A 24,818-nucleotide genomic window follows, 5' to 3' on the forward strand; every position below is an offset into this window, starting at 1 on the left:
AATTTCTTATTTAGACAGTTCGAACGCTTCGTGAAGGACTTGTACCGCCTTTTTCGCCAGTTTCTCGTCGACCACGCACGATATCCTGATCTCCGAAGTGCTTATCATCTGGATATTAATGTCGTTTTTCGCAAGAGATTCGAACATCTTCGCCGCGACACCGGGAGCTCCAACCATTCCAATCCCGACCAGGGATATTTTGGCAACGCTGTCATCGGACACTACTTCTTTCGCGCCTATCTTTTTCGCCACGCCGTTTACGACTTCGAGGGCTTTCTTGAGGTCGCTGTGCGCGACAGTAAAGGCCATGTCGGCCACATTACCGCCGTGGATGCTCTGTATTATCATGTCGACGCTGATGTTGCTTTCTGCGAGAGCGGTAAATATTTTTGAAGCGATACCCGGCTTGTCAGGCACCTGAAGCACGCCGATCTTTGCCACATTTTCATCATGGGCGACTCCTGTTACCAGTCCTCTTTTCTCCATTTCTTTGACCTCCTTAGGTGACAGCGTTGTTATCATCGTTCCTTCGTTCTCGTTCAGGCTTGAGCGGACATGAATATTTATGCCGTAGATCTTTCCGCACTCGACAGACCTGGGATGCATCACCCCTGCACCTGCTGAAGCAAGCTCCAGTATCTCTTCATGGGCTATCCTGTCAAGCTTTTTCGCATCGGGCACGATCCTCGGGTCCGCAGTATAGATCCCATCAACATCAGTGTAAATCTCGCAGACATCCGCTTTTAACGCGGCAGCTATTACGACCGCAGACGTGTCGGAACCTCCCCTGCCGATCGTCGTAATGTCGCCTTTGCTATCCACGCCCTGGAAACCTGTGACAACAACAATTTTCCCTTCCGCGATCTCTTTTTTAAGCCTCTGGAATTTTACGTCCTTGATCCTGGCTTTTGACGGGATATCTTCAGTAATGACACCGGCCTGTCCGCCTGTAAGCGATATTGCCTTTTCTCCTAATTCTATTATCGCCGATGCGAGCAGGGCAGCGGACACCTGTTCTCCAGTTGAAATGAGCATGTCATACTCTCTCGGATCAGGGTCGCTTGTGATTTGTTTTAAAAGCGATATCAACTCGTCTGTCGTATGTCCCATCGCAGAAACGATGACTACTACATCATTGCCGGCTTTTTTTGTCTTGACGACCCGCTTGGCAACATTCTTTATCTTTTCGGCGGACCCTACTGAAGTTCCGCCGTATTTTTGGACAACAATTGGCATAGAAACACCTTTCTAATAGATTATAACATTTTTTAAGCGGCGGCCTTTATCCTTCCCTCTCCCTGAAGGAGAAAGTTGGTGTGAGGGTAAAGAAAAATGCAGTTATCTCAAATCCTCGATAAGCCGGACCGTGTATTCGTCGCCTCGATCCCCCGGAGGGAAACTGCGGCGGCCAGTTACTCCAAGTTGACAAAGATAAAAATAATTGCCGAAATAAATACTTGTTGTCCATTCCCAATTTCTTCCGGATAGTTTGCATTTGACTTTTGTAACAGCATCGAACCATTCTTCACTGGTCGGGACCCTAAATCTTCTCCCTGTAATCTCGCTTAACCATTTAGAATATGCCCGGCCGTCATTCAGGCTTAAATGTCCCGCCATTTCTCTTTGACTTGCCCTGGCAAGAATATCCTGTAAAAGTCCCGCGTTATTGCCAATAATTTCGTATTGTGCGCTTCTAACAAATTGTTTGAGCTGATCTGTTGTGAGCTCGTCTTTCATCATTCTAAAAGGCATTCCGGGAACTTTTGTGAACCGATGGCTTTCTATGAACTTTCTGAAGTTTACACCATGAGCCCACTTTCGGCTGATAGGTTGGTCTGGCCGCGACAATCCCAGCATGCTACTTCTTGTCCGGACTTCCGCAGCGCTTCCGATTTTCATCATCATTTTTCTCCTTTCGATATTTTTGCCCAGTCCTCATCCGATTAAACTAGGGTGGCATTTTCATCCGAATACATATCGAACAGAAATATGGGGAATTTCATTATTTAACTTCTTCGATAAGTCGGACCGAGTAGGGGTTGTAGCGGACTTCTTCATGGTGGTTGCCGCGGTTTTCGTAGCCTCGGCAGCGAATAAAGAAGTAGTTTCCTATAAAAGGAGTGTCCGTCCACTCCCAATTGTCTCCGGATAGTTTATCTCTGACTCGCATCGTGGCATCTGACCATTCTTGTTCGGTCGGGACCCTAAATCTTCTTTCGGTCATTTTGCTTAACCATTCAGCATATGCCCTGCCGTCATTCAGGCTCAAAAATGTTGCTGTTCTGTTTTGTTCTGCTGCGTCAAGAACTTTTTTTAAAGCTCCAGCGTTATGGCCTGTAATTTCGCATCCTGAGATATCGACGAATGCTTTAAATTGCAAGATGGTGAGCTCGCTTTTCATTATTCTAAAAAGCATTCCGGGGACATCAATGAAATTGTGGCCTTCCATGAACTTTTGAATGTCTATACCAGGGGGCACCGTTCGGCCGACAGGTTGGCCAGGCCGCGACAACATCAGCCTGCCTACTGTCATTACTTGACCTGCGATCCTCCTGATTATTGCCATCGTTTTTCACCTTTAGATATTGTCAATATTATTGCCCTTGTCCTCGACTCCTCCAAAGAGGTTTTTTTTCATCTATATATGTATCGAACAGATATTCCGGAAGTTTCACATGTTATAATTCTCCCATGAGCAAAGACGCTTCTTTCGACATCGTCTCAAAGGTCAACCTGCCGGAGCTCGACAACGCCCTTCACCAGGTGATGAACGAGATCAGGCAGAGATTTGATTTCAAAGGAAGCACCAGCGAGGTGACAAAAGAAGGAGATGATCTTGTTTTTGCATCGGAAGATGAATTCAAGCTTAAGAATGTCATTGATATTTTTCATACAAAGATCTCTAAAAGAGGGATTTCGCCTAAGTTCTTTGATTTCGGCAAGGTCGAAAGCGCTCTCGGCGGGACGGTGAAGCAGCCCGTAAAGATAAAGACCGGCATCCAGCAGGAAAAGTCAAAAGAGATAATAAAGATGATAAAAGACGCAAAAATAAAGGTCCAGTCCCAGATCCAGGCCGATCAGATAAGGGTTTCCGGCAAGAACAAAGACGACCTTCAGCTTGTCATCCAGATGCTGCGTAAGGCAAATCTTGATATCGAGCTTCAATTCGTGAATTACAGGTGATCTTTTCCTGCCGGTACCGCCACTTGACCTGACCATATCCAAAGATGCTATAATTGATGTAATAAAAGTACTGGCGGGTCAAGAACCTGCCATCTACACTTGATATCTTTTTGAACGCCTGAAGGACGACAAGGGGGAAGGCATTATATATTAAGATGTCAATCAGAGTAATTAATCCGGACCCAAAGGAGATTTTTTCAGTGATGTTAACAAGACTTTTTGAAGATTTTTCTTTTTCACCGAAAAAGAAGAACCTGTCATCGCCCGGAAAAAAGGCCTTTGGTCATGATCCGGCCGGTTTTAGGCGTGACTCAGGCTAACCGGATAACGCTGGTCAGGGTCCTTTTAATCCCCCTCTTCATTTACTTTCTGCTGTCGACGTCGCTTCCTTTAAGCAAATGGATAGCCGCGGGGCTTTTTATCGCCCTTGCCTCAACTGATGCCCTTGACGGTTTTGTCGCGAGAAAATACGGACAGGTCACCGAACTTGGCAAGCTTATAGACCCTATCGCCGACAAAATGCTTGTCTATGCCGCGTTCATGGGATTCGTGCAGATGGGGAAACTCTGGTCCTGGGTAGTCCTGATAATTGTCATGCGGGACTTTGCTGTGATGGGGCTCAGGGTATGGGCGGCAAAGAAGGGTGAGATAATCCCCGCGGGAGACACGGGAAAATGGAAGACGGCCTTGCAGATGACCGCGATCGTTTTCCTGATCCTTGACTGGCCTGCCGCAATGCTTTTATTTTTGATATCTTTAATACTTTGTGTCGTGTCCGGATTTGATTATTTCAGGCAAGCGGACCTGAGCGGAGCTTGATATGGACAGCGGACAGAACCAGCTGGAAGATTTTTTCAGCAAGATGATGAGCGCGATCGGAAAGACCACCGATCAGGAGATAGCTGACACGCTGACAAAAGAAAAGCTGACGATCTCGGTAGCCGAATCCCTGACCGGAGGTCTTATCAGCGAGAGATTGTCCTCTGCTTCGGGAGCGTCGGAATACTTTGTCGGCGGCATAGTCTGCTACACGAACAGAGTAAAGGTCATGGACCTTGCGGTCCCTCCTTCACTGATAGTAAAAGAGGGCCCGGTAAGCAGGGAAGTGGCGCTGTTGCTTGCAGAAAATATTAGGAAGAAATACAAGACGCACATAGGGCTGTCGGCCACCGGAGTAGCAGGTCCGGCGACCGTCTCCCCGCCAAAACCGATAGGGCTTACATTTGTCGCGCTGTCGTCCGAAAAAGGCAGTATCTGCAAAGAATTGAATTTGAGCGGGAGCAGGGCCGATATAAGGCAGAAAGCGGCGCAGGGAGCGCTGGGGCTTTTGTGGCTGCACCTGAGCGGCCAGGATATCGGGCAATGAAGAGTGTAGGATTTTTCGACAGGAAAGTAGGGTTGGCGGGCTGATTGCTCATTATTGACTGATTACGGATAAAAAATGCCGTAAATCAAAAAATGAAAGGAGAAATGTTTATGGTTCAAGATGAGAAAGAAAAAGCGCTCGGGATGGCGATCTCACAGATAGAGAAGAGTTATGGAAAAGGGGCGATCATGAAGATGGGTGATTCCTCAAGGTTCACGGTGGAATCGATCTCAACGGGGATAATTTCCCTTGATTCCGCCCTGGGAGTGGGAGGCTTCCCGAGGGGAAGGATCGTAGAGATATACGGGCCGGAAGCCGGAGGAAAGACGACCGTATCGCTCCAGGCGATCGGCGCGGCGCAGAAAAAAGGGGGAATAGCGGCATTCATCGATGCGGAACATGCGCTTGACCCGATCTATGCAAAAAAGCTGGGGGTCGACATCGACAATCTATTGATATCCCAGCCGGATTACGGTGAACAGGCGCTCGAGATCTGCGAGACCCTTGTCAGGAGCGGAGCGGTAGACATTATTGTCATCGACTCAGTAGCGGCTCTGGTGCCGAAAGCCGAGATCGAGGGGGAGATGGGCGAATCGCAGATAGGCCTGCAGGCACGTCTGATGTCCAAGGCGCTCAGAAAGCTGACGGCCGTCATCAGCAAATCAAAGACCGTTGTCATCTTCATCAACCAGTTGAGGGAAAAGATCGGCATCATGTTCGGAAATCCGGAAGTGACGCCCGGAGGGAGAGCGTTAAAATTTTACTGTTCCGTGCGTCTCGATGTAAGGCCTACCGAAAAGATAAAGGACGGGGATAAGATCATAGGGACCAGAGTAAGGGTAAAGGTCGTGAAGAACAAGGTCGCTCCCCCGTTCAAAGAAGCTTCGTTCGTCCTCACGCACGGGGAAGGCATCAGCAGGGAAGGAGACCTTCTTGACCTCGCGACGACCTTCGGGATCACGCAGAAAAGCGGGGCGTGGTTCCTTTTCGGCGACGAAAAACTTGGCCAGGGCTGGGACAATTCAAAGCAGTTCTTAAAGGAACATAAGGACATCTATTCCAAGGTCGAGGTCGCTGTCAGGAAGATCATCGCTTCGCAGCATCCCGGAGCAAAACCGGCGGTAAAAGAGATCGCGAAAGAAGACGCAAAAAAAAGGAAATATAACTGATCCGGATATTGTTCTGATAAATGTAGCAGGAGGGAATTAACATGAGTTTTATGGCACTTGTTTATACGATACTGGCGGCTGTTGTATTATTCGGCTTTGGCATCGCGTATCTTGTCCTGCGCAGGCAGCTTGCCGAACAAAAGGTGAGGATAGCCGAAGAGAGCGCGAAAAAGATACTTGAGGACGCGAAAAGGGAGGCTGACACAAAAAGAAAGGAAGCCATCATAGAGGCAAAGGACGAGGCTCTCCGCATGAGATCGGAATTTGAGAAGGAGAGCAAGGAACGAAAATCCGAGCTTCTTTCTTTTGAAAAAAGGCTGATGCAGAAAGAAGAGCATCTTGACCAGAAAGAGCAGCAGATAGAAAAGAACGAGACCGCGGTAAAGGCCCGGACCGAAGAGGTCGCAAAGATAAGGGAAGAGCTGCAAAACGCCCTGAATAAGAACGTGGTGGAACTCGAAAGGGTCGCGGGCCTTTCGAAGGACGAAGGCAAAAGGATACTTCTCCAAAATCTTGAAAAAGATATAGAAAAAGAAGCGTCGATCCTTATTAAGAACCGCGAAGAACAGGTAAAAAAAGAAGCCGACAGAAAAGCAAGGGAGATACTCACGACCGCCATTCAAAGGTGCGCCGTGGACCACGTCGTAGAGACGACGGTCACGGTCGTCGAGCTGCCGAGCGATGATCTCAAAGGCAGGATAATCGGAAAAGAAGGCCGCAATATAAGGGCTTTCGAACAGGCTTCCGGAGTAGACCTGATAGTCGATGATACTCCCGGCGCCGTGATCCTTTCCAGCTTTGACCCGCTCAGAAGGGAGACCGCCAAGCTGACGCTTGAAAAACTGATCGTGGACGGAAGGATCCATCCTGCCAGGGTCGAAGAAATGTACGAAAAATCCAAGCAGGAACTTAAAGTCGCTATGTGGGAATACGGCGAGCGCGCCGCACTTGAATGCGACGTGCACAACCTTCCTCCGGTGCTCATACAGCTCCTCGGCCGCCTGAGGTTCAGGACAAGCTACGGGCAGAACGTCCTGACACATTCCATAGAGATGGCAAAGCTCTCCGGCATGATAGCCGCGGAGCTCGGGGTTAACATCAGGCTGGCAAAAAGGGCCGCGCTTCTTCACGATATAGGAAAAGCCATAGATCAGGAGATCGAAGGGACACATCCTAAACTCGGCGCCATGTTCGCGCAAAAGGCCGGAGAATCCCCCGAGATCGTACATGCCATCATGGCCCACCATAACGATGAAGAACCCAGGACAATAGAAGCCGTGATCGTCCAGGTGGCGGATACGATATCCGCCGGCAGGCCCGGAGCCAGGCGCGATACGCTTGAAGCTTATATCAAGCGCCTTGAAAAACTTGAATCGACCGCGAACTCCTTTGAAGGCGTTGAAAAGACCTACGCCATACAGGCCGGAAGGGAAGTCAGGGTGGTGGTAAAACCCGATAAGATCGACGATACGACCTCGGCCAAGCTCGCCTATGACATAGCAAGGAAGATCGAACAGGAACTCGAGTATCCCGGCGAGATAAAGGTGACGGTGATAAGGGAGACGAGGAACACGGAAGTGGCAAAATAGGATAATGACAAAGATTTTATTTATCGGCGATATCATCGGGAAACCCGGAAGGGAGACAGTAAAAAAGCTCCTGCCTTCTTTGAAGGAGGAATTCTCTGCGGACCTGATCATCGCCAACGGAGAGAACGCCGCCGGGGGCATGGGTATCAATGCGAAAAAATATCAGGAACTTATCGATTCCGGTATTGAGATCGTCACTTTGGGCAACCATGCCTGGCATAACAAGGATTTCACCAGAGAAATATCAGAATGCCGCAATATCGTCCGGCCCGCAAACTATCCGCCCGGCACTCCAGGAAATGGCAGGATCATCTATCGTGGGATTGGCGTGATAAATCTTCTGGGACGTGTATTCATGAAAGAGCTCGATTGCCCGTTCAGGGCGGTCGACAGGATAATCGATGAACTTAAAGGGCAGACAAAGATCATCATCGTCGATGTGCACGGAGAAGCGACTTCGGAAAAACAGGCTTTGGGGTGGTATCTTGACGGAAGGGTGAGCGCGGTGATCGGGACGCACACGCATGTCCAGACAGCCGACGAAAGGATTCTTCCGAACGGAACGGCCTATATCACTGACGCGGGGATGGTAGGTCCGAATAATTCTGTTATCGGCGTTGATACTACTGCGATAATCGAACGGTTTTTGACCCAGCTGCCGAAAAGGTTCGAGGTGGCAAAAGAAGGGCCGAACGTTTTCAATGCCGTGGTCCTGGATATTGATGAATCTACGGGAAAAGCCAGGGGGATAAAGAGAATTTTCAGGGTTGTTGAATAGTCTATTTCAGGGTTTTTATCCGCTCTTCGAGGATCGTCTTTTTATTTTGATATTCTTTTAATTTTTCTTTTTCCGCATCGACCAATTCCGGCTTAGCACGTCCGGTAAAATCCTTATTTTCGAGTTTTTCTTTTGTGCGGCTTATCAATGCGTCCATTTCATCCAGGTGTTTTTGAAGCCTTTCTTTTTCTTTTTCAAAATCTATCAGGCCTTCCAGCGGCACATAGATCTCGATATTAGACACAACGGCCGAAGCGCTTTGCTCAGGTTTTTCGCGCAGCCTATCAAGGACTTCGATCTTGCTTGCCTTCGCCAGACTGATCATGTATGGGAGCAATTCACGCACGACATCTTTTTGGCCTCCCGCAGATATTATCGCGGATATTTCTTTGTTAGGGGGGACGTTCATCTCGGCCCTGATGTTCCTGATAGAGCGGATGATCTCTATCATGAGGGCGACCTTGGCCTCTGTTTTTTCATCGATCAAAGACGGGTTGCTATCTGGCCAATCAGAAAGCATTATGGTCTTTCCGCCGCCGATTATTGAAAATATTTCTTCAGTCTCGAACGGCATGAACGGATGAAGCAATTTTACCGTCCCCAAAAGAACGGTCTTTAGGACTTTTAAAGTGTTTTCCTTGTTCGGACTTTGATCGTAAATGCTTTGTTTTGATAATTCCACGAACCAGTCGCAAAATTCGCTCCAGATAAATTCATACAACCTTCTCGCCGCTTCGCCGAATTCGAATTCTTCAAGAAGCTTTGTTGTCTGGCCGATCGTCCTGTTGAACCTGGACAGGATCCATTTGTCCGCAACGGTCAGCCGACCGGTATCGAACTTAGTATCGGCCGCCTCACCCTGCATCAGGACAAAACGGGACACGTTCCATATTTTATTGGCAAAGTTCCTTCCTTCAGTGATCTTCTCCTCGGTAAGCTTGAGGTCCTGCCCTCCGGATGTCACAAGAGAGGTCAGGGCGAAACGGAGCGCGTCCGCCCCCACCCTTTCGATCACATCGATCGGGTCGATCACATTGCCGAGCGATTTGCTCATTTTTTTTCCGGAAATATCCCTGATAAGACCGTGTATGAATACTTTGCCAAACGGCTCGCTCCCCATAAAATGAAGCCCCATCATTATCATCTTCGAGACCCAGAAAGTTATTATGTCATATCCTGTAATAAGGGCTGATGTCGGATAATATGTCTCAAGGTCTTTTGTCTTTTGCGGCCAGCCAAGGGTCGAGAACGGCCAGAGCGATGACGAGAACCATGTGTCAAGAACATCTTCATCCTGGGAAAGGCTTTTCCCTCCGCAGGCCGGACATTTTTCCGGGTCCGCTTCGCTGACGATCACTTCCCCGCAGGCGCAGTACCATACCGGTATCCTGTGGCCCCACCAGATCTGCCGTGATATGCACCAATCCTTCAGGTTCATCATCCAGTCGGTATATACTTTTGACCAGCGTGACGGGATAAACTCAATTTTTTTCTGCTCGACCGCCTCTATCGCTTTTTCGGCAAGAGAAGCTACTTTCACGAACCATTGGTCGGAAAGGGACGGTTCGATCACCGTCTTACACCGGTAACAGCTGCCCGCGGAATTCTCGTAGTCCTCGATCTTTTCAATGGACCCGTTCTCTTCAAGCGCTTTGACTATCGCTTCCCTGGCTTTTTGCCTTTCAAGCCCCTCGATACCGTTTATTCCCTTTTTTTCTTCCGCGCTGAACTCTTCGAGTGTTATCTTCGCGTCTTTTGTCAGGATATTGATCTTTGGCAAGTTGTGTCTTGCACCCATATCAAAGTCATTCGGATCATGTGCCGGAGTGACTTTTACCGCGCCGGTCCCGAAAGACGGATCGACAAACTCATCTGCAATGACCGGGATTATCCTGTTCACTAAAGGCAGGATCAAGTTTTTGCCTGTCAAATGTTTATATCTCTCATCATCAGGGTTGACCGCAACGGCAGTATCACCCAGCATAGTCTCGGGTCTTGTCGTCGCCACAACAACGAAATCATTTGTCCCGGCTGCCGGCTTCTGGTTACCGGCTACTTTATATTTTATGTACCAGAGCTTACCCTTCCTGGTCTCATGCTCAACTTCAATGTCCGATATCGCTGTTTTGCACCTGGGGCACCAGTTGACCATCCTTTTGCCGCGGTAGATCAGGCCTTCTTTGTATAACGACACAAACGCTTTCCTGACGGCTTTGGACAGGCCTTCGTCCATCGTGAAGCGCTCTCTTTTCCAGTCACACGAAGCCCCGAGCCTTCTCAGCTGTTTTGTTATCGTCGAGCCGTAAAGGCCTTTCCATTTCCATACTCTCTTCTCGAACTCCTCCCTGCCTATGTCCTCTTTCTTTTTCTTTTCTTTTGACAGGTCTTTTTCTACGACGTTCTGCGTCGCTATCCCGGCATGGTCGGTTCCTGGGACCCATAGGGTCTTATAACCCTGCATCCTGCGGAACCTTATGAGGATATCCTGGAGAGTATTATCAAGGGCATGCCCCATATGCAAGGAACCGGTCACGTTGGGCGGAGGTATAACAATGACAAACTTCCCTAGATTAGTGTTCTGGTGAGCGGTCGTGGGGCCGTCCGGCGAGAAAAAACCGCTTTCCTCCCAGATCTTGTACCATTTGCCTTCGACTTTGGTCTGGTCGTATGTCTTGGACAGTTCCATCATAAATAGTTTTCGATGATGCGGGAGGAACTCCATTCCTCCAGTTTCAGATATTCTTTCATCCCGGCAAAAGTGGCGTCTTTCGGGATGAGGCCGATGATCTCACTCCCAAGGACAGCTATTTCCTTTTTTATTGCTTCTGCCTTTACCGCATCGAATACCTGTTTGATAGATGATGATTTATAATTCACTATGTTCACTGCCACCTGGACGATGCTTTTGCTCTCCAAAGGGACGCCTATCGCGCGCACACCGCGAAGTCCGCCGTTCTTTTCCCTGATCTTTTCGGCGATGTCTTTTGCCGCCTGAAGATCATCCGTTTCCAGATCCACGTTGAACGCTATCAGTATGTCCCTTGCCCCGATAGCGACCGCGCCCGCTGTCGGATGCAGCTTTGCAGGGCCGAAATCCGGCTTGCCTTCAGGTGTGCATATTCTCTCTGCAACGCCTTCCAGGCCGCCCTTGCGCACTGCCGACAGTTCTTTTCTTTCGGGAAAACGCGCGATATTGCCGTATATATAGACCGGTATGCCGAGCTCGTCCGCGATATTGCGCGAGATCTCGTCGCGTATCTTCACGCAGTCGTTGAACGTGGCTTTTCTTATCGGGATGAAAGGGATCACGTCGACCGCTCCCATGCACGGGTGCACGCCTTTATGGTCATTGAAATTTATGATCTGGACCGCTTTTTTAACCCCCTGGAATATCCCTTCGCACAGCTCGTCCCCCTCGCCAAAAACGGTAACCACCAGCCTTCCGTGATCGGTGTCATAAGAATAGTCCGCGACTTTTATGCGCGTACCCGCTGACCGGATCGAATTGACGATCGGCTGGATACAGTCGATATTTTGCCCGACAGAAAAATTGGGGACTGATTCGATTATTTTTTCCATGTGTTTAGCGGTTCAAGCGAAAAGTATGCCCTGGTCTGGCCTGATCTTTTCTTCGACCGGCTCGGTCTCCTTTTTTATCTCTACAAAGTATTTGTCGAGGTGCTCGCCTTCAAGGGTCTCTTTTTCCCGCAGGTCCTTTGCGATGGCAGTCAGCTTTTCCCTGTTCTTAATAAGAAGTTTTTTTGCTTTTTCGTGGCAGGCGTTGATTATGCCGTTTATCTCCTTGTCGATGGCGTCAGCGGTCATGTCGCTGTAGTCTTTCTGCTCCCCGAGGTCCCTTCCCAAAAACACCTGCCTGTTGGGCTTGCCATAAGTCCTTGGGCCGAGGGAGCTCATGCCATATTCGCATACCATTTTTCTGACAAGCTCGGTAGCCCGTTCAAGGTCGTTATGGGCTCCCGATGTCATCTCGCTGAAGACCAGTTCTTCCGCGACCCTTCCCCCGAGCATGACGATCACCTGCTCCAGCACTTCTTCTTTCGTGATCAGATATTTGTCTTCAAGCGGAAGCTGTAATGTATAACCAAGAGCAAAGCCCCTCGGAAGGATAGAGATCTTGTGAACGGGGTCCGCGTGAGGCAGCAGTTTTGCAAGGAGCGCGTGGCCTACTTCGTGATGCGCCACGATATCCTTTTCTTTTTCGCTTATGACCTTGCTTCTTTTCGCCGGCCCGGCAAGGATCCTGTCTATCGCTTCTTCGGCTTCCGGCATCGTCATCTGTTTTTTATTTCTCCTGGCGGCAAGGATCGCCGCTTCGTTCAAAAGGTTCTCGAGGTCGGCACCTGTGAATCCTGAAGTCCTTCTCGCAAGGACTTCGAGGTCTACGCTTTTGTCGATTTTTTTGCCTTGCGCGTGCACTTCCAGTATCGCTTTTCTTCCTTTTATATCCGGCTTGTCAAGGACAACCTGCCTGTCAAACCTGCCTGGCCGCAGAAGCGCGGGGTCCAGGATGTCCGGCCTGTTGGTCGCGGCGATCACTATGACATTGATCTTGGGATCGAAGCCGTCCATCTCCACAAGAAGCTGGTTAAGCGTCTGCTCCCTTTCATCATGGCCTCCTCCAAGCCCGGCACCCCTGTGGCGGCCTACCGCGTCGATCTCGTCCATGAAGATTATGCAGGGAGAATTCTTCTTTGCCTGGGTGAAAAGGTCCCTCACCCGGGACGCGCCGACACCGACGAACATCTCAACGAAATCCGAACCTGAGAGCGAGAAGAAAGGGACTTCTGCTTCGCCTGCGATCGCCCTTGCGAGAAGCGTCTTGCCCGTTCCGGGAGGCCCCATCAGAAGCACCCCTTTGGGTATTTTGGCACCTATTTCCTTGAATTTTTGCGGTGTCTTCAAGAATTCCACGATCTCTTTCAGCTCTTCTTTTGCCTCTTCGATCCCGGCTACGTCCGCAAATGTGACCTTGATATTTGATTCAAGCGGCTTTGCCCGCGACCTTCCGAAAGAAAGGGCTGTTGTGTTCGCTGACTGCGCCTGCCGTATCAAAAGCCACCAGAGCGCTGCAAAGAAAAGCAGGGGGAGTATTATCTGGATGACGAAGTTGAGCAGCCATCCGGACTCCGCGGGCTGCTCGACCCTGATATCGATCTTTTTATTTCGGAGCGTCTGCACAAGATTGGGATAATTGAAGGCCCGCGTCTTAAAAAGCTTCCCGTCTCCGGTCTTCCCCGAGATGACATCACCGGCTATTGTTATGTCTTTTACCTGGCCGGCATCGACTTTATTGAGGAACTGTGAAAATGATATCTCTGACTGCTTTGATATGGAACCGAAAAACGGAGACAGGAGCCCTATCGCGATAAGCGCGATAACACCGTAGATCAAAAAATTTTTCCATGTATCTTTCATTGTCTTTATGCTTTAATTATACTATAGCCCGCTTTTCTTTGCTTTCTTCCACAGAGACTCCATCTCGTCGAGGTTCATTTTGCTTAGTTTTATCCTGCTCTTCTTCGCATGCCTTTCGATGAACCTGAACCGCCCTGAAAATTTCACGACTGCATCGTGCAGGGCTTCTTCCGCGTTAATTCCCGTTTTCCTTGAAACGTTCACCACCGCGAATAGAAGATCGCCGATCTCTTCAGCTAATCTCGACTTCAGTGCCTTGGTCTTTGAATCTTTTCTTAACAGTTCTTTTATCTCTCCCATTTCCTCTCTTACCTTGTCCCAAGCGCCGGCAATTTCATCCCAGTCAAATCCAACGCGTGCAGCCTTTTTCTGGGCTTTTTCGGCCCTGTAAAGCGCGGGGAGCGCTTTGGGTATGCTGTCAAGGATGGATCTGTACTCGGCCTCATCGCTTTTTATCTCTTCCCAATTTTTCCAGACCTCATCCACGCCGGACACTTTTCTTTTTGCAAAAACATGCGGGTGACGCCTTGTCATTTTTTCGTTGATGCCTTTGATGACATCTTCAACCGAAAACGCTTTCCTTTCTTTGGCGATCCGGCTGTGAAGGATTACCTGCAGCAGCAGATCGCCGAGCTCATCGCACAGTTTTTTATCGTCTTTTTTATCGATCGCCTGGAGCATCTCATAGGCTTCTTCGATGACATAGGGCTTTAATGACCTGTGTGTCTGTTTTTTATCCCACGGGCAGCCGTTTTTGCCGCGCAGCTTATCAATGATTTTTATCAGATCTTTAAATCTTTTCATTTTTTGCTTATAGCTTCCTATATTATACAACGGATGCAAGTTTCGTTTCCTGAGGACCGATATATATAAAGGAGAATAAATATATGTCCGACGCTAATCCTATCATGCTGAATAATTATGCCGGCAATATTGTCGCGCCCGCATCTGCCGCAACACGGGCAATAAGGCCTATGGGCATTTCCACTGTCGAAGACGCTTTGAATATCCTTAATCTGGTAAACACCGGCGGCGAAGTGCTTGATGTCAAATCTCTTGGCAAAGATAACGCCACGCTGATAAGTATCGCCTCGGAAATAGTCAAAGCCAGGAAAAACGGATCTCCGGTCCAATTCGAGAACGGAAGGATCATGATGTCAAAAGAACTTTTTGGAGCGATCGTCAGATCAGCCGAGAATACATCTAATGACGCTTCGCAGATGGGCAGATCTAAATTGACCGGCCGGAACGAGAGCTCGGGAGCGGCCCAAAAAAGTTCCGGCGCTGTCTTAAAGAACTCTTCACAGCAAAATATGCCGATGTTCGCGCCTCCTCCCCCGTATTTTGAAATGAAAAAAAGAAAAGAAAAAACTAACAGTCCTAAAGTTGCCGGCTCGGCGACTGTCAAAGAAAGGCCCGATGATGATATGGTGCCGATGCTTTCGGCTTCGCAGGCTTATTACATCCTGATAGACATCGTCCCTCCCGGAGGCGGCAGGTATGTCATGCACTTGAGGGAGAAGTTCGAGTTCCAGCCTGAAGAGAAAAACGAGCTTGAGAAAGGCCTTGAAGAGTTCTGGAGGGACTTTGGCAACGACATATCTGTCAATGCAAGGCACACCAGCATCGTCGTAAAACCTAAGATACTGATCGGGAACCTGGTCAATTGTGAAGTATCAAAAAAACTTGTATTTGTCTATGTGTCGCAATCTACAAAGGAAAAGCTTTCAAGGGGAGCTTTGATCGCTTCATCGGACCGGGTAACAATAAGACCGAGCAAGGGTAACGTCACGATCGACCTGAACAACAAAAAGATCCTCGATCTTATCTTTAACATGCAGACAACAATATCCGACAGCGGAAAAATGCCTGTCCGGGAAGATGCCGACGATCCTTTGCCGCGATCAACATCCGCAACTATACCGGAGCAGTCTGCCGTTATGAACCCGTTCTCCAGCCCGTTCAACAGATCCCGCATAACGGGCAGGCTCACAACAGCGTTCAGACACTGACTTGACTATCCGACTCTTTCACAAATTTTTCTATCCGTGACAATATTTCTTTTTCCGAGGACCCTGCGATGCCGATAAGACGTTTTTCGCTCCCCAGTTCGATAATAAGATCATTGTTTTTTTGAGTGATTTTTTTTATCCCTGCGCTTGAAGCGGATATCTTTATCCTGACAATTTCTAACATGTTCACTGCTTCTAACGGGAGGTGCCCGAACCTGTCGACAAGCTCGTCTTCGAGGTCTTTTACCTCTTTGAAATTATCTGCAAGGTTCAGCCTTTTGTAGACGGCTATGCGCTCGACTTCATCCTCGATAAAATGATCCGGGATAAAAGCATTTATTTTTAGATCTACTAAAGTCGTGTGCTTGATCGGCGTTTTTTCGCCTTTAAAATGCGCTGCGGCCTCTTTTAGCAGATCGCAATAAAGATCGGAGCCTATAGCAAGCATGTGGCCGTGCTGCTGGCTGCCCAGGACATTCCCGGCACCTCTTATCTCAAGGTCCCTCATAGCGATCCTGTACCCGGAACCCAGGGCGGTAAATGATTTTATTGCCTGAAGCCTTTCCAGGGATCTTTCGGTCAGGACGCTGGTTTCGCGGTAAAGCAGGTATGCAAAGGCCTTTACGTTTGACCGGCCCACCCTCCCGCGCAGCTGATACAGTGTTGAAAGACCGAATTTATCCGGATTTTCGATGATTATCGTGTTGACATTGGGGATGTCCAGCCCCGATTCGATGATCGTCGTTGACAGAAGGACGTCATATTTCCCGTCGACAAAATCCATCATTATCCGCTCGAGCTCATCCGGCTTCATCCGGCCGTGAGCGACGGCCACGGAGATTGAGGGAAGTATTTTTCCGAGTTTTTTCGCTGTGTCACCGATCTTTTCCACGCTGTTAAAAACATAAAAGACCTGGCCGCCCCTTTCTTTTTCCTTTTCGATCGCTTGTTTCACGGTGCTTGCTCTCCAGGGCAGCACGCAGGTCTCGATCATGGACCTTCCGGGAGGAGGGGTCGTGATCAGGCTCATATCCCAGATGCCTGAAACCGCCATATAAAGGGTCCTTGGAATAGGAGTCGCCGAAAGGTTTAATACATCGACATTCTTCTTTAATCTTTTTATTTTTTCTTTGTGCGCAACGCCGAACCTCTGCTCCTCATCTATTATCAGAAGCCCCAGGTCTTTGAATTTAACATCGTTCTGCAGCAGCCGGTGAGTGCCGATGATCACGTCTATTGAGCCGGACTCGGTCTTTTTCAAAAGCTCTTTTTGCTCTGAATGGCTTTTGAACCTGGACAGGACCTCCACCGCGAAAGGGAAAGGGGCAAAACGGGCCTGAAACAGCCGGGAATGCTGCTGGGCAAGGATCGTTGTCGGGCAAAGGAAGCAGACCTGCTTTCCAGAGGAGGCGGCTTTGAACGCTGCTCTTAGGGCAACTTCGGTTTTGCCATAACCCACATCCGCGCACAGCAGGCGGTCCATCGGCTTATCGGATTCCATGTCCTTTTTCACCGCTCTGACCGCTTCTGTCTGGTCCGGAGTATCTTCATACGGGAAAGAGCTTTCAAGTTCTGCCTGCCAGGCATCGTCTGGAGGAAAGCTATGTCCGCTCCCGGACTTTCTTGAAGAATATGTTTCCAGAAGTTCTTTTGTCATGTCACGGATAGACTTTTTCGCCCTGCGCTTTATAAGCCTCCATTCGCTCCCGCCCAAACTGTTCAATCTTGGAATATGATCGCCCGGCACATTGTATTTTGAAATAAGATTTATTTGCTGGACCGGTATATATAAACGGTCGTCACCTGCAAATCTTAAATACAGATAATCGGATGAGACGCTGTCGACGGTCTGTTTGTCTATTCCCTCATATATGCCGATGCCGTAATCCTTGTGTACTACCGCATCGCCTTTCCTGTAATCGGCATAAAACTTTTGCGGAACGGCCTTTTCTGCCTGCACTTTGAACCGTCTTCTTGGTATATGCTCTCCGAAGATCTCCCTGTCCGAAAAAAGGGCTATCCCTTCCTTTGGAAGATGAAAACCCTGAGGTATCTCGCCGTGGACGATCCTGATGCTTTCTTTTAAAAGCCCGGCATCAATAAAAAGTTCCTTCAAGCGCGAGTCCTGCTTGCTTATGATAAAAGTCTCTTCCCTGCCGGCTTTAAGATCGTCGATGAACGGTTCGATATTCGGACGCAAACCTGCATTCAAAGTTGAAGGCCCCTTCATTCCTCGGAAAAGCATTTAATTCGAGGACCGTTTTCCCCGAGGGTTTTTTTATCCTGGCATCTGCGCTTCCGGCTTCATCCATAAGTATCACGGTGTCATTTTTCATATTTTTATGGAATTCTTCTTCTTTTTTTTCTCTTACCGGCAGGATCTCGATGTTCTCTATCAAGCGTATAGACCTCTGGGTGACCGTGTCAAACTCCCTTATCGAGGCTGCCTTGTCGTCGGAAAATTCTATCCTCACTGCCCGCCGGTCTTTCAAGAAGACATCGATTATCCCTCCTCTTACCGAGAACTCGCCGCTGTCCTCCACCATAAAGACCCTTTCATATCCTATGCCCGAAAGTTTTTTGATGAGATATTCGGTATCGATCCTTTCCGCCTTGGATATCCTGACAGTATCATCAAGAAGGCTGTCTTTTTTGTATGTCTTTTTGAACAGCGCGTCCTGCGTAGTTACGATGATCGACTTCTCGCCTGATAACATTGAAAACAACGCCGCCAGGTTCTCCGGCAAGTCATCGTTGGAAAAAAAATAGACCGGCTGTTTTCCGTCTTCGGCAAATAATTTTACTTCGCAATATATCTGTTCCGCGATATCCGCATTTTTTGCCGCAAAGACGATGTCATAAGAAGACGTGTTTGAAAAAGCCGCCAGAAACGCGGCCTTTGCCGTCCCAAAGAGCCCGGAGACCTCGCCGGCCTTTAGAAGACGCTGGATGTCGATCTTTGAGGAGAGAAATTCTGTAAGTTTAAAAAGGTTCGCCATTTGCTAAGCCGCTGGCTTGTTATATTCGTTCATCGAGTGCGAAAGACCTTTGCCGATGATATCCTCGATCGAGCAGGAAGCCCGCTGCGTAGTTTCTTTAAGTATCTTTGCAAGATGCCTGTTCATCTTTGACAGTACGAAGTCCGCGCCCCTGTTCTTATGCCCCGGTTTGCCGATACCTATCCTGATCCTTATAAAGCTGTCGTCATGCAGAGAATCAATAACTGATCTTACCCCGTTATGCCCTGCGCTGCCGCCGCCCTTTTTAATCTTCAGGATCCCGATATCCAGATCAAACTCGTCGTGCACAACGATGATGCTTCCCGTTTGTATGTCGTTTTTTTTGGCCATCTTGGCCACGGACTCTCCGCTCCTGTTCATATATGTCATCGGAAGGCAGGCAATGATGTCTTCTTCGCCAAGCTTGCCTTTTCCGGCCCTTGCCATGAAAGATGAATTTCTCGACAGCTTAATGCCGTTGTTTTTTGCGAAAGTCTCGACAACCTCGAACCCTACGTTATGCCGAGTATCCTTATAATCATCTCCCGGATTGCCGAGCCCAATTATTAAATACATGATTTATCTTTCTTGTGTCGAGTGGTTAAATTATAGCATCCAGCAGGTCGGCATTCAGCAAAAAGACATTAGAAAAGAATCATTCATTATCGAGGTATTTAGTTAAATTTTTTGCTTCTATGACGGCTGTTTTCCCGTAACCTTTATTCCAGTCAAGAAGGTAATCGATCTTTTCCGTTCCGAAATCAGTCTTTGACAGGATTTCCACGGCTTCCGCTCTTGTCAGGCCTCTTTTCGGCTCGAATCTGATTGAACTATTATCGATCAAACCTTTTTGCTTGGCGGCATCAATGTCATTGGCTGCCCAGCTTTTTTTAGAAACATCCTTGTAAGGTTTTTCCGTGACTTGCGGAGTATCAAGGCTGTCAAACCTGGAAGCGACCGTCACGCCTTCCATTCTGTTAATATTCTTATCGGGTTTAAAGGTCTTGTCCGGATAACCGACAACAAGGCCCATTTCGTTCGCGGCATCAACATATCTTGTCGCCCAGTCTGATTTATTAAGATCTGGAAATATTCTCTTTTCTATAGTTTCCTTAATATCGACCCCGTTTGTCCTGACCAGCAAAGTCGCCAGCTCGGCCCGGCTCAGTATCCTGTTAGGCTGAAAAGTGCCGTCCGGATAACCTTCGGCAATTCCGGCGGTCGCTGTGTATTCTATGGGTTCTACTGCCCAGAAATCTTCCGTGACATCACTGAATGTCGCAAGCCTGATTATCCTGATCCTTTTTGATTCGAGGAGTACTCCGTTCTTGTCGTAACCTTCGACTACCACCAGTCTCTTTCCTGCTTTTTCAAGAGGGACTTTTGTCCTGAAAGTCTTGCTGCCGTCGACCGTGTCGAATGGGACAGGGATACCGTTCACCTGGATCTGATCGATGATCGGATGCACGATACCGGAAACTTTTACATAGTCCCTTCTTGTTATCAGTTTGTCCCTGGGTTTGATTATAGTTATATATTCGCGGTTTTTCTCCTCTTTTGGATCGTCCCCGACAAATGATATCGAGAAGTAATGCGTCGCGTTCTCCTGTATGCCGCTGTACGGGTGATACGCATAATCAAACTCTATCCCTTTTAGCCTGAGGCCGATACCGTAAGTCAGATTTCTGCCTTCGGTTATCCCGACGGTTCCCGGGACAGGATCCTGGTCGAGTCCCATCCTTATGGCAAGTATATCTATAGGCCAAAGTTCAGCTCCAAATCTCATCACGGCAGGTTTGCCGGACTGCAGGTAAAGATCGCTGTCCGCGGCAAGGTTGAGCCTGACCGGCGAAGCGATCAAAGCTTTTCCCTGTCGGCCCAAAAGGTTGACCTTTGTCCCGATCTTTGTGGTTGACGGAATGCCTTCTTCAATACCGCTTTTATAAGTAATGGCTCCGCCCATGTTCGCCGGAAGGATGTTCTGCTGGTTCAATCCGAAAGAAAGCCAAGAATTCGGAGTGTAAAGGATGCCGAGATCAAGGTCCACTCCCCTGCCGTTACCGGAAGAAGCATCGTCTGTTCCCGAAGCGGTCTGGTCAAAGTATTTAAGATTAGCACCGAGATATATGTTCTTTCCGTAATCGGCGGATATCACTTCCAGAGGAAATCCGTAAGATAAGAACAGGACGTTGTTTGAATACCCTCCGATAGAAGTCGGGGTCGGATAATGTGTGGACGAAGCCGCATTGCTTCCGAGCACCCATATATTGTCCACCCGTGAGCCGACATAACCAAGCCCTATAGAACCAACCTCAAGAGGATATGTTCCGCCCAGTACCGCATAACTTACGTCACCCATAAGGCTTGAATACATGCTTGTGAGTTTTGGAGTTTTCATCCTTCCGAGCCCGGCAGGGTTCATGAAGATGGATTCGGCATCTTCCGCGATCGCCACATATGTTTTCCCCATTCCGAGCGACCTTGCGCCGACGCCTACATATGACGGGTCAATAGCAGAATAAGTCGCCGCAAAAAGCATTGCCTGCGACAGGATCGCTGTCACAATAATTATGTATGATATATATTTAATCAGTCTTTTCATTTCTTTATCACCCAAATTTTTGCCCTGCCGATCAACTTGCCGTCGCCAACGATCCTTGCCATGTAGATACCGTTGCTCGCAATGTCTCCGTAGTCATCTCTGCCGTCCCACATGAACTCGTTATATCCGGCTGTGGCAACGAAGCTTCTCTTTACGGCTATCCTGCCCGTAGTATCGAACAAGTAGATGATTACGGTCGCATCTTTGCTTATGTTAAAGCCAAGCTTGGTGGTCTCAGCCAGCGGATTGAACGGATTCGGATAATTGAATGCGCTGCCTTCTATATAAAGTGTCCCGTCCGAAACTTTTAATTTTCTGGTAAACGTAGTAGAGTTGCCGGCTGGCGCGTCTTTTGCCGTAATTTTTAACGTAAACTCTCCGGCAGATATCGGGTCTGTCAGCGTCAATGTCATTAGCCCGCTGACGGGGTTGAAGCTGACAGCCGGGAGTGAAGTCGGAGAGAATGTAGAAATTGCCTCAACAGTGATAGATGCCGCGTCTACGCTGACATTGTCGGTTATCGTAGCTTTGATAGTCGGCTTGGTTGCTATAAGGTCGCTCTCAAGAACTGTTTTTTCGTCGACCGTTACATCGCTGATGACAGGCGGTATGGTATCGGCCGATGTGAGTATTCCGACGGCACTGCCTGAATCCTTGCCGACAACGTCCGTCTCTATGCCGTCACCGTTATAAGCGGAAATACCGTACCAGTATTTCGTGTCAGGTTCGAGCCCGTCATCATTATATTCTTTGTCTTTGATGGAATCTTTTATTTTTATCCAGTCACCGGGAGTCCCCTTTTTATCCTTTGCCCTGTAGACGCTGTATTTGCTAGAGCCGCCGTCTCCCGCGTCCCAGGCAAACTTGATCGATGCCACCGTGGCTGACATCTTGTGCAGGTTCACCGGTGTATTTGCAAGGGTATACCGCGTCACTGCTTCTGTAGTGGCTGATGCACCGTCATCGTTATAAGCCGCGCAATATCTTGTATACGGAGTGTTTGCGGACAATCCGGCCTCGTTCGCTTCCGTTAACGGCGAAGCAACGGTCTTCTTCAGGGCTCCCGCTCCATCGCTGATATTGAAACCGGTCTCGTTCGTCGAATTCCTTGCCCACGTCCACTTGATCCCCGTAGTCCCTGTGGCAGTTCCCGCAAACGATGTTGGCGCTGCCGGCGGGTTCAATACCGTCGCTATAAGATAATCCACGTAATGCGGCGTCAGGCTTGTATTCTTGCCTGTATATACGAACTGGTAAGCGCTGATGTTCTTGTCAAAAATACCGTTGCCGTCAGTCGGGGTCCCGTTATCAAAATTCTGGACCAGTGATTTGAACGGGATCTTCACGAATTGCCATTCCGTGTTCTTTAGGCTGATCGCAGGCCCTGAATATATCTCGTGTGTCATGCTCCATGATCCATATGGAGAAACGTTGGTCGCTTCAAATACATCCAGTCTTATCGTATTATTAGTCCCGTCACCTTTGAGCCAGAAGGCAAAAGCATTGGTAAGGATCAGGTTTTTGTTTGAAACAAGGTCCCCTTTCATCAGCCCGCCCCAGTCGCTTGAAAATGAATAAAGGATCCTTCTTGACTGCGCTCCGTTCTTTATGAACAAGGGATTAGTATTGAATACTGAGCTGCATCCGGTTCCGTAATTGTTATAAGCCGATACTTCCACGCCCTCGTAATTATCAATAAGGACAGACGTGCTCGGCCCAAAATCAATTGCCGTAAACCGGTCAGCGGCGGTGGACGGAGAAGTGCCTCCTGGAGTGACAACGGTAATATCATAGGTGCCTGCGGGAAGGCCCGATGGGATGGTAGCCCTGATTTCCGTAGCCGAGTTGCTGATCATCGTCAAGGGAACAGTTCCGATCTTAACAGCTGTAGCACTTGACAGGTTAGTGCCTGTTATAGTGATATCGTTCGGCACGTCATTGTTCCCGCTAGTCGGTGAGATCCCTGTCACGACGGGAGAAAGTGAGCTGATGACCGTGAACTGGTCGGCCGAAGACGTGGCCGATGTACCGTAAGTATTCGTGACGGAAATATGGTAGACTCCGGGAGTTAGTGCTGATTGTATTACCGCATTTATAGTAGTATCGCTGATAACTGCGAACGTGCTTACTGGATCTGTCCCGATCTTTACCGAGCTTGCGGTGGCCAAATTAGTCCCTGTTATTGTAACTGGCGTGCCTGCCGTGTTAAGACCAAAAGTCGGTGAGACACCGCTGACCGCCGGTACGGGCACCGCGAGCACGGTGAACTGGCCGGAACTGTTCGCAGGTGACGTGCCGTCAGCGTTGGTCACTGTAATATAGTAAGTGCCCGGGGTAAGACCTGAAGGGACTCTTGCAATTATCTCCGTGCTTGAATTGCTGACTATCGTCATGCCTGTTGCCCCGACATTTACAGCTGTCGCGCCTGACAGATTAGTACCTGTTATAGTGACCGGGACTTCCGCATTGTTTATACCGCTGCTCGGGGTGATCGATGTCACGGCCGGCGAACTGGTGGAAATCACGGAAAACTGGTCTACCCAAGACGTCGCAGATGTGCCGTCAGCATTTGTGACCGTTATATGGTAAACATTGGGGATAATTCCCGATTGTATGACTGCAGTTATGGTCGTGTCATTTACAACACTGAAACTTTGGACGGGAAATGAATCGATCTTTACGGCGGACGTTCCGGTAAAATAAACTCCGGAGATCGTGACTTCGGTAGTCCCTGTATTTAAACCGCTTACCGGGCTGATAGAAGTGACCGAAGGGACCGTTCCGCCTACGACTCCTGTTCCGATCGTTATCCAGCTGTCGGAAAAAGAGGCCGGTATGGAAAAAAGCAGCAGCAGCGCTGCAATGACAGCCACTGCGACCGGTTTGCTGTATAATGATCTTATTTTTTTACTCAACATTAAATACTTTTTCCTCGGTCTTTATTTTGTCTGCGCCATAATCAAACAATCCCAACATTTTTACATTGCCCTTTGGAAGGTCCGTTTTGCCGCTGTAATCAATATTATATTCTTCATCGGGATATGTCATGAAAGAACCCGCTTTAAGGGTGTCCAGGAGCTTTCCGTCCGGACCGAGGACTAGAAATGTAGCTCTAACGTCCTGAAAAGTGTTGCCCGTATTTTTAACTTTTGAGCTGATCGTGAGGACCTCTGATGAACATTTCGCGTCAAATGATTTTACCGACATGGCATGGTCCGCCGTGCCTTTCACCGAGACCCTGAAAGGCATTTCGATGTTCATATTTATGTTCAAAGTTATATCCGAAGGCCCTTGAACGGTGCTTGTCCGGTATGAGTATAAAAGGCCGGAGGAATATCCGCCCTTTGCATCCTGGGGAACTGCTGTCCTGAACCTCAGGTCTTTTATACTTTTGGGGGGGATCGAAAATTTTTCTTCTTCGATCTTTGTCCACTTTGAACATGAATATTTCGCGGGTTTCCCGTCTTTGTCCAGCGAATTTACCATCCCGGCCGTCACATCGATCGCGCTGTCGGAAGTGTTCTCAAGGATAACTCCGCCGTTAAATACCTGCCCTTTTTCAAGATAAAGCTCTATCGAAGGCTGTCTTAACAAAAGCGCCGACTGGCAAGGAGCACTGATGATAAATATTACCAGTGCCGGCAACAAGATGTTTTTTAATATACTAATAACTTTCATTATTAT

General features: G+C 48.6%; 20 protein-coding genes. 7 read left to right on the forward strand and 13 right to left on the reverse strand.

What is annotated here, in order from left to right; genetic code table 11:
• Positions 1-6: 6 nt before the first annotated feature.
• From NTZ10_05305 to NTZ10_05315, 3 genes are all read right to left on the reverse strand, one after another.
• Positions 7-1,236, reverse strand: coding sequence for an aspartate kinase (locus tag NTZ10_05305; protein ID MCX5749640.1), 1,230 nt, complete (start codon positions 1,234-1,236; stop codon positions 7-9).
• Positions 1,237-1,338: 102 nt separating this feature from the next.
• Positions 1,339-1,899: an SUMF1/EgtB/PvdO family nonheme iron enzyme gene (locus NTZ10_05310; protein ID MCX5749641.1), complete on the reverse strand. Its 561-nt coding sequence runs from the start codon at positions 1,897-1,899 to the stop codon at positions 1,339-1,341.
• Positions 1,900-2,002: 103 nt separating this feature from the next.
• Complete coding sequence (locus tag NTZ10_05315; GenBank protein ID MCX5749642.1) at positions 2,003-2,566, reverse strand: SUMF1/EgtB/PvdO family nonheme iron enzyme; 564 nt, start codon at positions 2,564-2,566, stop codon at positions 2,003-2,005.
• Positions 2,567-2,691: 125 nt separating this feature from the next.
• Between NTZ10_05315 and NTZ10_05320 the strand changes: the two genes are divergently transcribed.
• From NTZ10_05320 to NTZ10_05345, 6 genes are all read left to right on the forward strand, one after another.
• A complete protein-coding gene (locus NTZ10_05320) occupies positions 2,692-3,183 on the forward strand; it encodes a YajQ family cyclic di-GMP-binding protein (GenBank protein ID MCX5749643.1) in 492 nt (163 codons plus the stop codon).
• A gap of 285 nt (positions 3,184-3,468) precedes the next feature.
• Positions 3,469-4,002, forward strand: a complete 534-nt coding sequence (gene pgsA, locus NTZ10_05325) for a CDP-diacylglycerol--glycerol-3-phosphate 3-phosphatidyltransferase (protein MCX5749644.1) — start codon at positions 3,469-3,471, stop codon at positions 4,000-4,002.
• A gap of 1 nt (position 4,003) precedes the next feature.
• Positions 4,004-4,549, forward strand: coding sequence for a CinA family protein (locus NTZ10_05330; protein MCX5749645.1), 546 nt, complete (start codon positions 4,004-4,006; stop codon positions 4,547-4,549).
• 110 nt (positions 4,550-4,659) lie between these two features.
• Positions 4,660-5,718, forward strand: coding sequence for a recombinase RecA (recA, locus tag NTZ10_05335; GenBank protein ID MCX5749646.1), 1,059 nt, complete (start codon positions 4,660-4,662; stop codon positions 5,716-5,718).
• A gap of 41 nt (positions 5,719-5,759) precedes the next feature.
• Positions 5,760-7,307 carry a ribonuclease Y gene (gene rny, locus NTZ10_05340; GenBank protein ID MCX5749647.1) on the forward strand — a complete coding sequence of 516 codons (1,548 nt, stop codon included), beginning with the start codon at positions 5,760-5,762 and terminating at the stop codon, positions 7,305-7,307.
• Between the two features lie 4 nt (positions 7,308-7,311).
• A complete protein-coding gene (locus NTZ10_05345) occupies positions 7,312-8,085 on the forward strand; it encodes a TIGR00282 family metallophosphoesterase (GenBank protein ID MCX5749648.1) in 774 nt (257 codons plus the stop codon).
• A gap of 1 nt (position 8,086) precedes the next feature.
• Here the strand turns inward: NTZ10_05345 and NTZ10_05350 are convergent, their stop codons facing one another.
• The 4 genes from NTZ10_05350 to mazG are packed head-to-tail and all read right to left on the reverse strand — an operon-like array spanning position 8,087 to position 14,325.
• The gene (locus NTZ10_05350) at positions 8,087-10,774 is read right to left on the reverse strand and encodes a valine--tRNA ligase (protein ID MCX5749649.1); all 2,688 of its coding nucleotides are present in this window, start codon (positions 10,772-10,774) and stop codon (positions 8,087-8,089) included.
• The gene (gene ftcD / locus NTZ10_05355; GenBank protein ID MCX5749650.1) at positions 10,771-11,664 is read right to left on the reverse strand and encodes a glutamate formimidoyltransferase; all 894 of its coding nucleotides are present in this window, start codon (positions 11,662-11,664) and stop codon (positions 10,771-10,773) included. The genes NTZ10_05350 and ftcD overlap by 4 nt, the downstream gene beginning before the upstream one ends.
• A gap of 12 nt (positions 11,665-11,676) precedes the next feature.
• A complete protein-coding gene (gene ftsH / locus NTZ10_05360; protein MCX5749651.1) occupies positions 11,677-13,521 on the reverse strand; it encodes an ATP-dependent zinc metalloprotease FtsH in 1,845 nt (614 codons plus the stop codon).
• A gap of 21 nt (positions 13,522-13,542) precedes the next feature.
• Positions 13,543-14,325: a nucleoside triphosphate pyrophosphohydrolase gene (gene mazG / locus NTZ10_05365; protein ID MCX5749652.1), complete on the reverse strand. Its 783-nt coding sequence runs from the start codon at positions 14,323-14,325 to the stop codon at positions 13,543-13,545.
• A gap of 83 nt (positions 14,326-14,408) precedes the next feature.
• Between mazG and NTZ10_05370 the strand changes: the two genes are divergently transcribed.
• On the forward strand, positions 14,409-15,533 hold the full coding sequence (locus NTZ10_05370) for a hypothetical protein (GenBank protein MCX5749653.1): 1,125 nt from the start codon (positions 14,409-14,411) through the stop codon (positions 15,531-15,533).
• Here the strand turns inward: NTZ10_05370 and mfd are convergent.
• The 6 genes from mfd to NTZ10_05400 all read right to left on the reverse strand — a co-directional run bounded on the left by mfd (position 15,523) and on the right by NTZ10_05400 (position 24,812).
• A complete protein-coding gene (mfd, locus tag NTZ10_05375) occupies positions 15,523-17,745 on the reverse strand; it encodes a transcription-repair coupling factor (protein MCX5749654.1) in 2,223 nt (740 codons plus the stop codon). The genes NTZ10_05370 and mfd overlap by 11 nt on opposite strands.
• Positions 17,696-18,532, reverse strand: coding sequence for a hypothetical protein (locus NTZ10_05380; GenBank protein ID MCX5749655.1), 837 nt, complete (start codon positions 18,530-18,532; stop codon positions 17,696-17,698). Before NTZ10_05380 ends, mfd begins: the two co-directional genes overlap by 50 nt.
• Positions 18,533-18,535: 3 nt before the next feature.
• Positions 18,536-19,108, reverse strand: coding sequence for an aminoacyl-tRNA hydrolase (gene pth, locus NTZ10_05385; protein MCX5749656.1), 573 nt, complete (start codon positions 19,106-19,108; stop codon positions 18,536-18,538).
• Positions 19,109-19,187: 79 nt separating this feature from the next.
• A complete protein-coding gene (locus NTZ10_05390) occupies positions 19,188-21,134 on the reverse strand; it encodes a PorV/PorQ family protein (protein ID MCX5749657.1) in 1,947 nt (648 codons plus the stop codon).
• A complete protein-coding gene (locus tag NTZ10_05395; GenBank protein MCX5749658.1) occupies positions 21,131-24,052 on the reverse strand; it encodes an IPT/TIG domain-containing protein in 2,922 nt (973 codons plus the stop codon). Before NTZ10_05395 ends, NTZ10_05390 begins: the two co-directional genes overlap by 4 nt.
• Positions 24,042-24,812 (reverse strand): hypothetical protein, encoded by a 771-nt coding sequence (locus NTZ10_05400; protein MCX5749659.1) that lies wholly within the window; start codon positions 24,810-24,812, stop codon positions 24,042-24,044. Before NTZ10_05400 ends, NTZ10_05395 begins: the two co-directional genes overlap by 11 nt.
• Positions 24,813-24,818 lie beyond the last annotated feature (6 nt).

Source organism: Candidatus Saganbacteria bacterium (genome assembly GCA_026387835.1).
Taxonomy (GTDB): domain Bacteria; phylum Margulisbacteria; class WOR-1; order JAKLHX01; family JAKLHX01; genus JAPLKZ01.

Coding starts and splice junctions, on each gene's coding strand:
- rny (MCX5749647.1), top strand. CDS start 5,760: ATGAGTTTTATGGCACTTGTTTATACGATACTGGCGGCTGTTGTATTA.
- ftsH (MCX5749651.1), bottom strand. CDS start 13,521: ATGAAAGATACATGGAAAAATTTTTTGATCTACGGTGTTATCGCGCTT.
- NTZ10_05400 (MCX5749659.1), bottom strand. CDS start 24,812: ATGAAAGTTATTAGTATATTAAAAAACATCTTGTTGCCGGCACTGGTA.
- NTZ10_05330 (MCX5749645.1), top strand. CDS start 4,004: ATGGACAGCGGACAGAACCAGCTGGAAGATTTTTTCAGCAAGATGATG.
- NTZ10_05395 (MCX5749658.1), bottom strand. CDS start 24,052: ATGTTGAGTAAAAAAATAAGATCATTATACAGCAAACCGGTCGCAGTG.
- NTZ10_05320 (MCX5749643.1), top strand. CDS start 2,692: ATGAGCAAAGACGCTTCTTTCGACATCGTCTCAAAGGTCAACCTGCCG.
- NTZ10_05315 (MCX5749642.1), bottom strand. CDS start 2,566: ATGGCAATAATCAGGAGGATCGCAGGTCAAGTAATGACAGTAGGCAGG.
- NTZ10_05345 (MCX5749648.1), top strand. CDS start 7,312: ATGACAAAGATTTTATTTATCGGCGATATCATCGGGAAACCCGGAAGG.
- NTZ10_05370 (MCX5749653.1), top strand. CDS start 14,409: ATGTCCGACGCTAATCCTATCATGCTGAATAATTATGCCGGCAATATT.
- ftcD (MCX5749650.1), bottom strand. CDS start 11,664: ATGGAAAAAATAATCGAATCAGTCCCCAATTTTTCTGTCGGGCAAAAT.
- NTZ10_05305 (MCX5749640.1), bottom strand. CDS start 1,236: ATGCCAATTGTTGTCCAAAAATACGGCGGAACTTCAGTAGGGTCCGCC.
- NTZ10_05310 (MCX5749641.1), bottom strand. CDS start 1,899: ATGAAAATCGGAAGCGCTGCGGAAGTCCGGACAAGAAGTAGCATGCTG.
- recA (MCX5749646.1), top strand. CDS start 4,660: ATGGTTCAAGATGAGAAAGAAAAAGCGCTCGGGATGGCGATCTCACAG.
- mazG (MCX5749652.1), bottom strand. CDS start 14,325: ATGAAAAGATTTAAAGATCTGATAAAAATCATTGATAAGCTGCGCGGC.
- pth (MCX5749656.1), bottom strand. CDS start 19,108: ATGTATTTAATAATTGGGCTCGGCAATCCGGGAGATGATTATAAGGAT.
- NTZ10_05350 (MCX5749649.1), bottom strand. CDS start 10,774: ATGATGGAACTGTCCAAGACATACGACCAGACCAAAGTCGAAGGCAAA.
- pgsA (MCX5749644.1), top strand. CDS start 3,469: ATGATCCGGCCGGTTTTAGGCGTGACTCAGGCTAACCGGATAACGCTG.
- NTZ10_05380 (MCX5749655.1), bottom strand. CDS start 18,532: ATGGCGAACCTTTTTAAACTTACAGAATTTCTCTCCTCAAAGATCGAC.
- NTZ10_05390 (MCX5749657.1), bottom strand. CDS start 21,134: ATGAAAAGACTGATTAAATATATATCATACATAATTATTGTGACAGCG.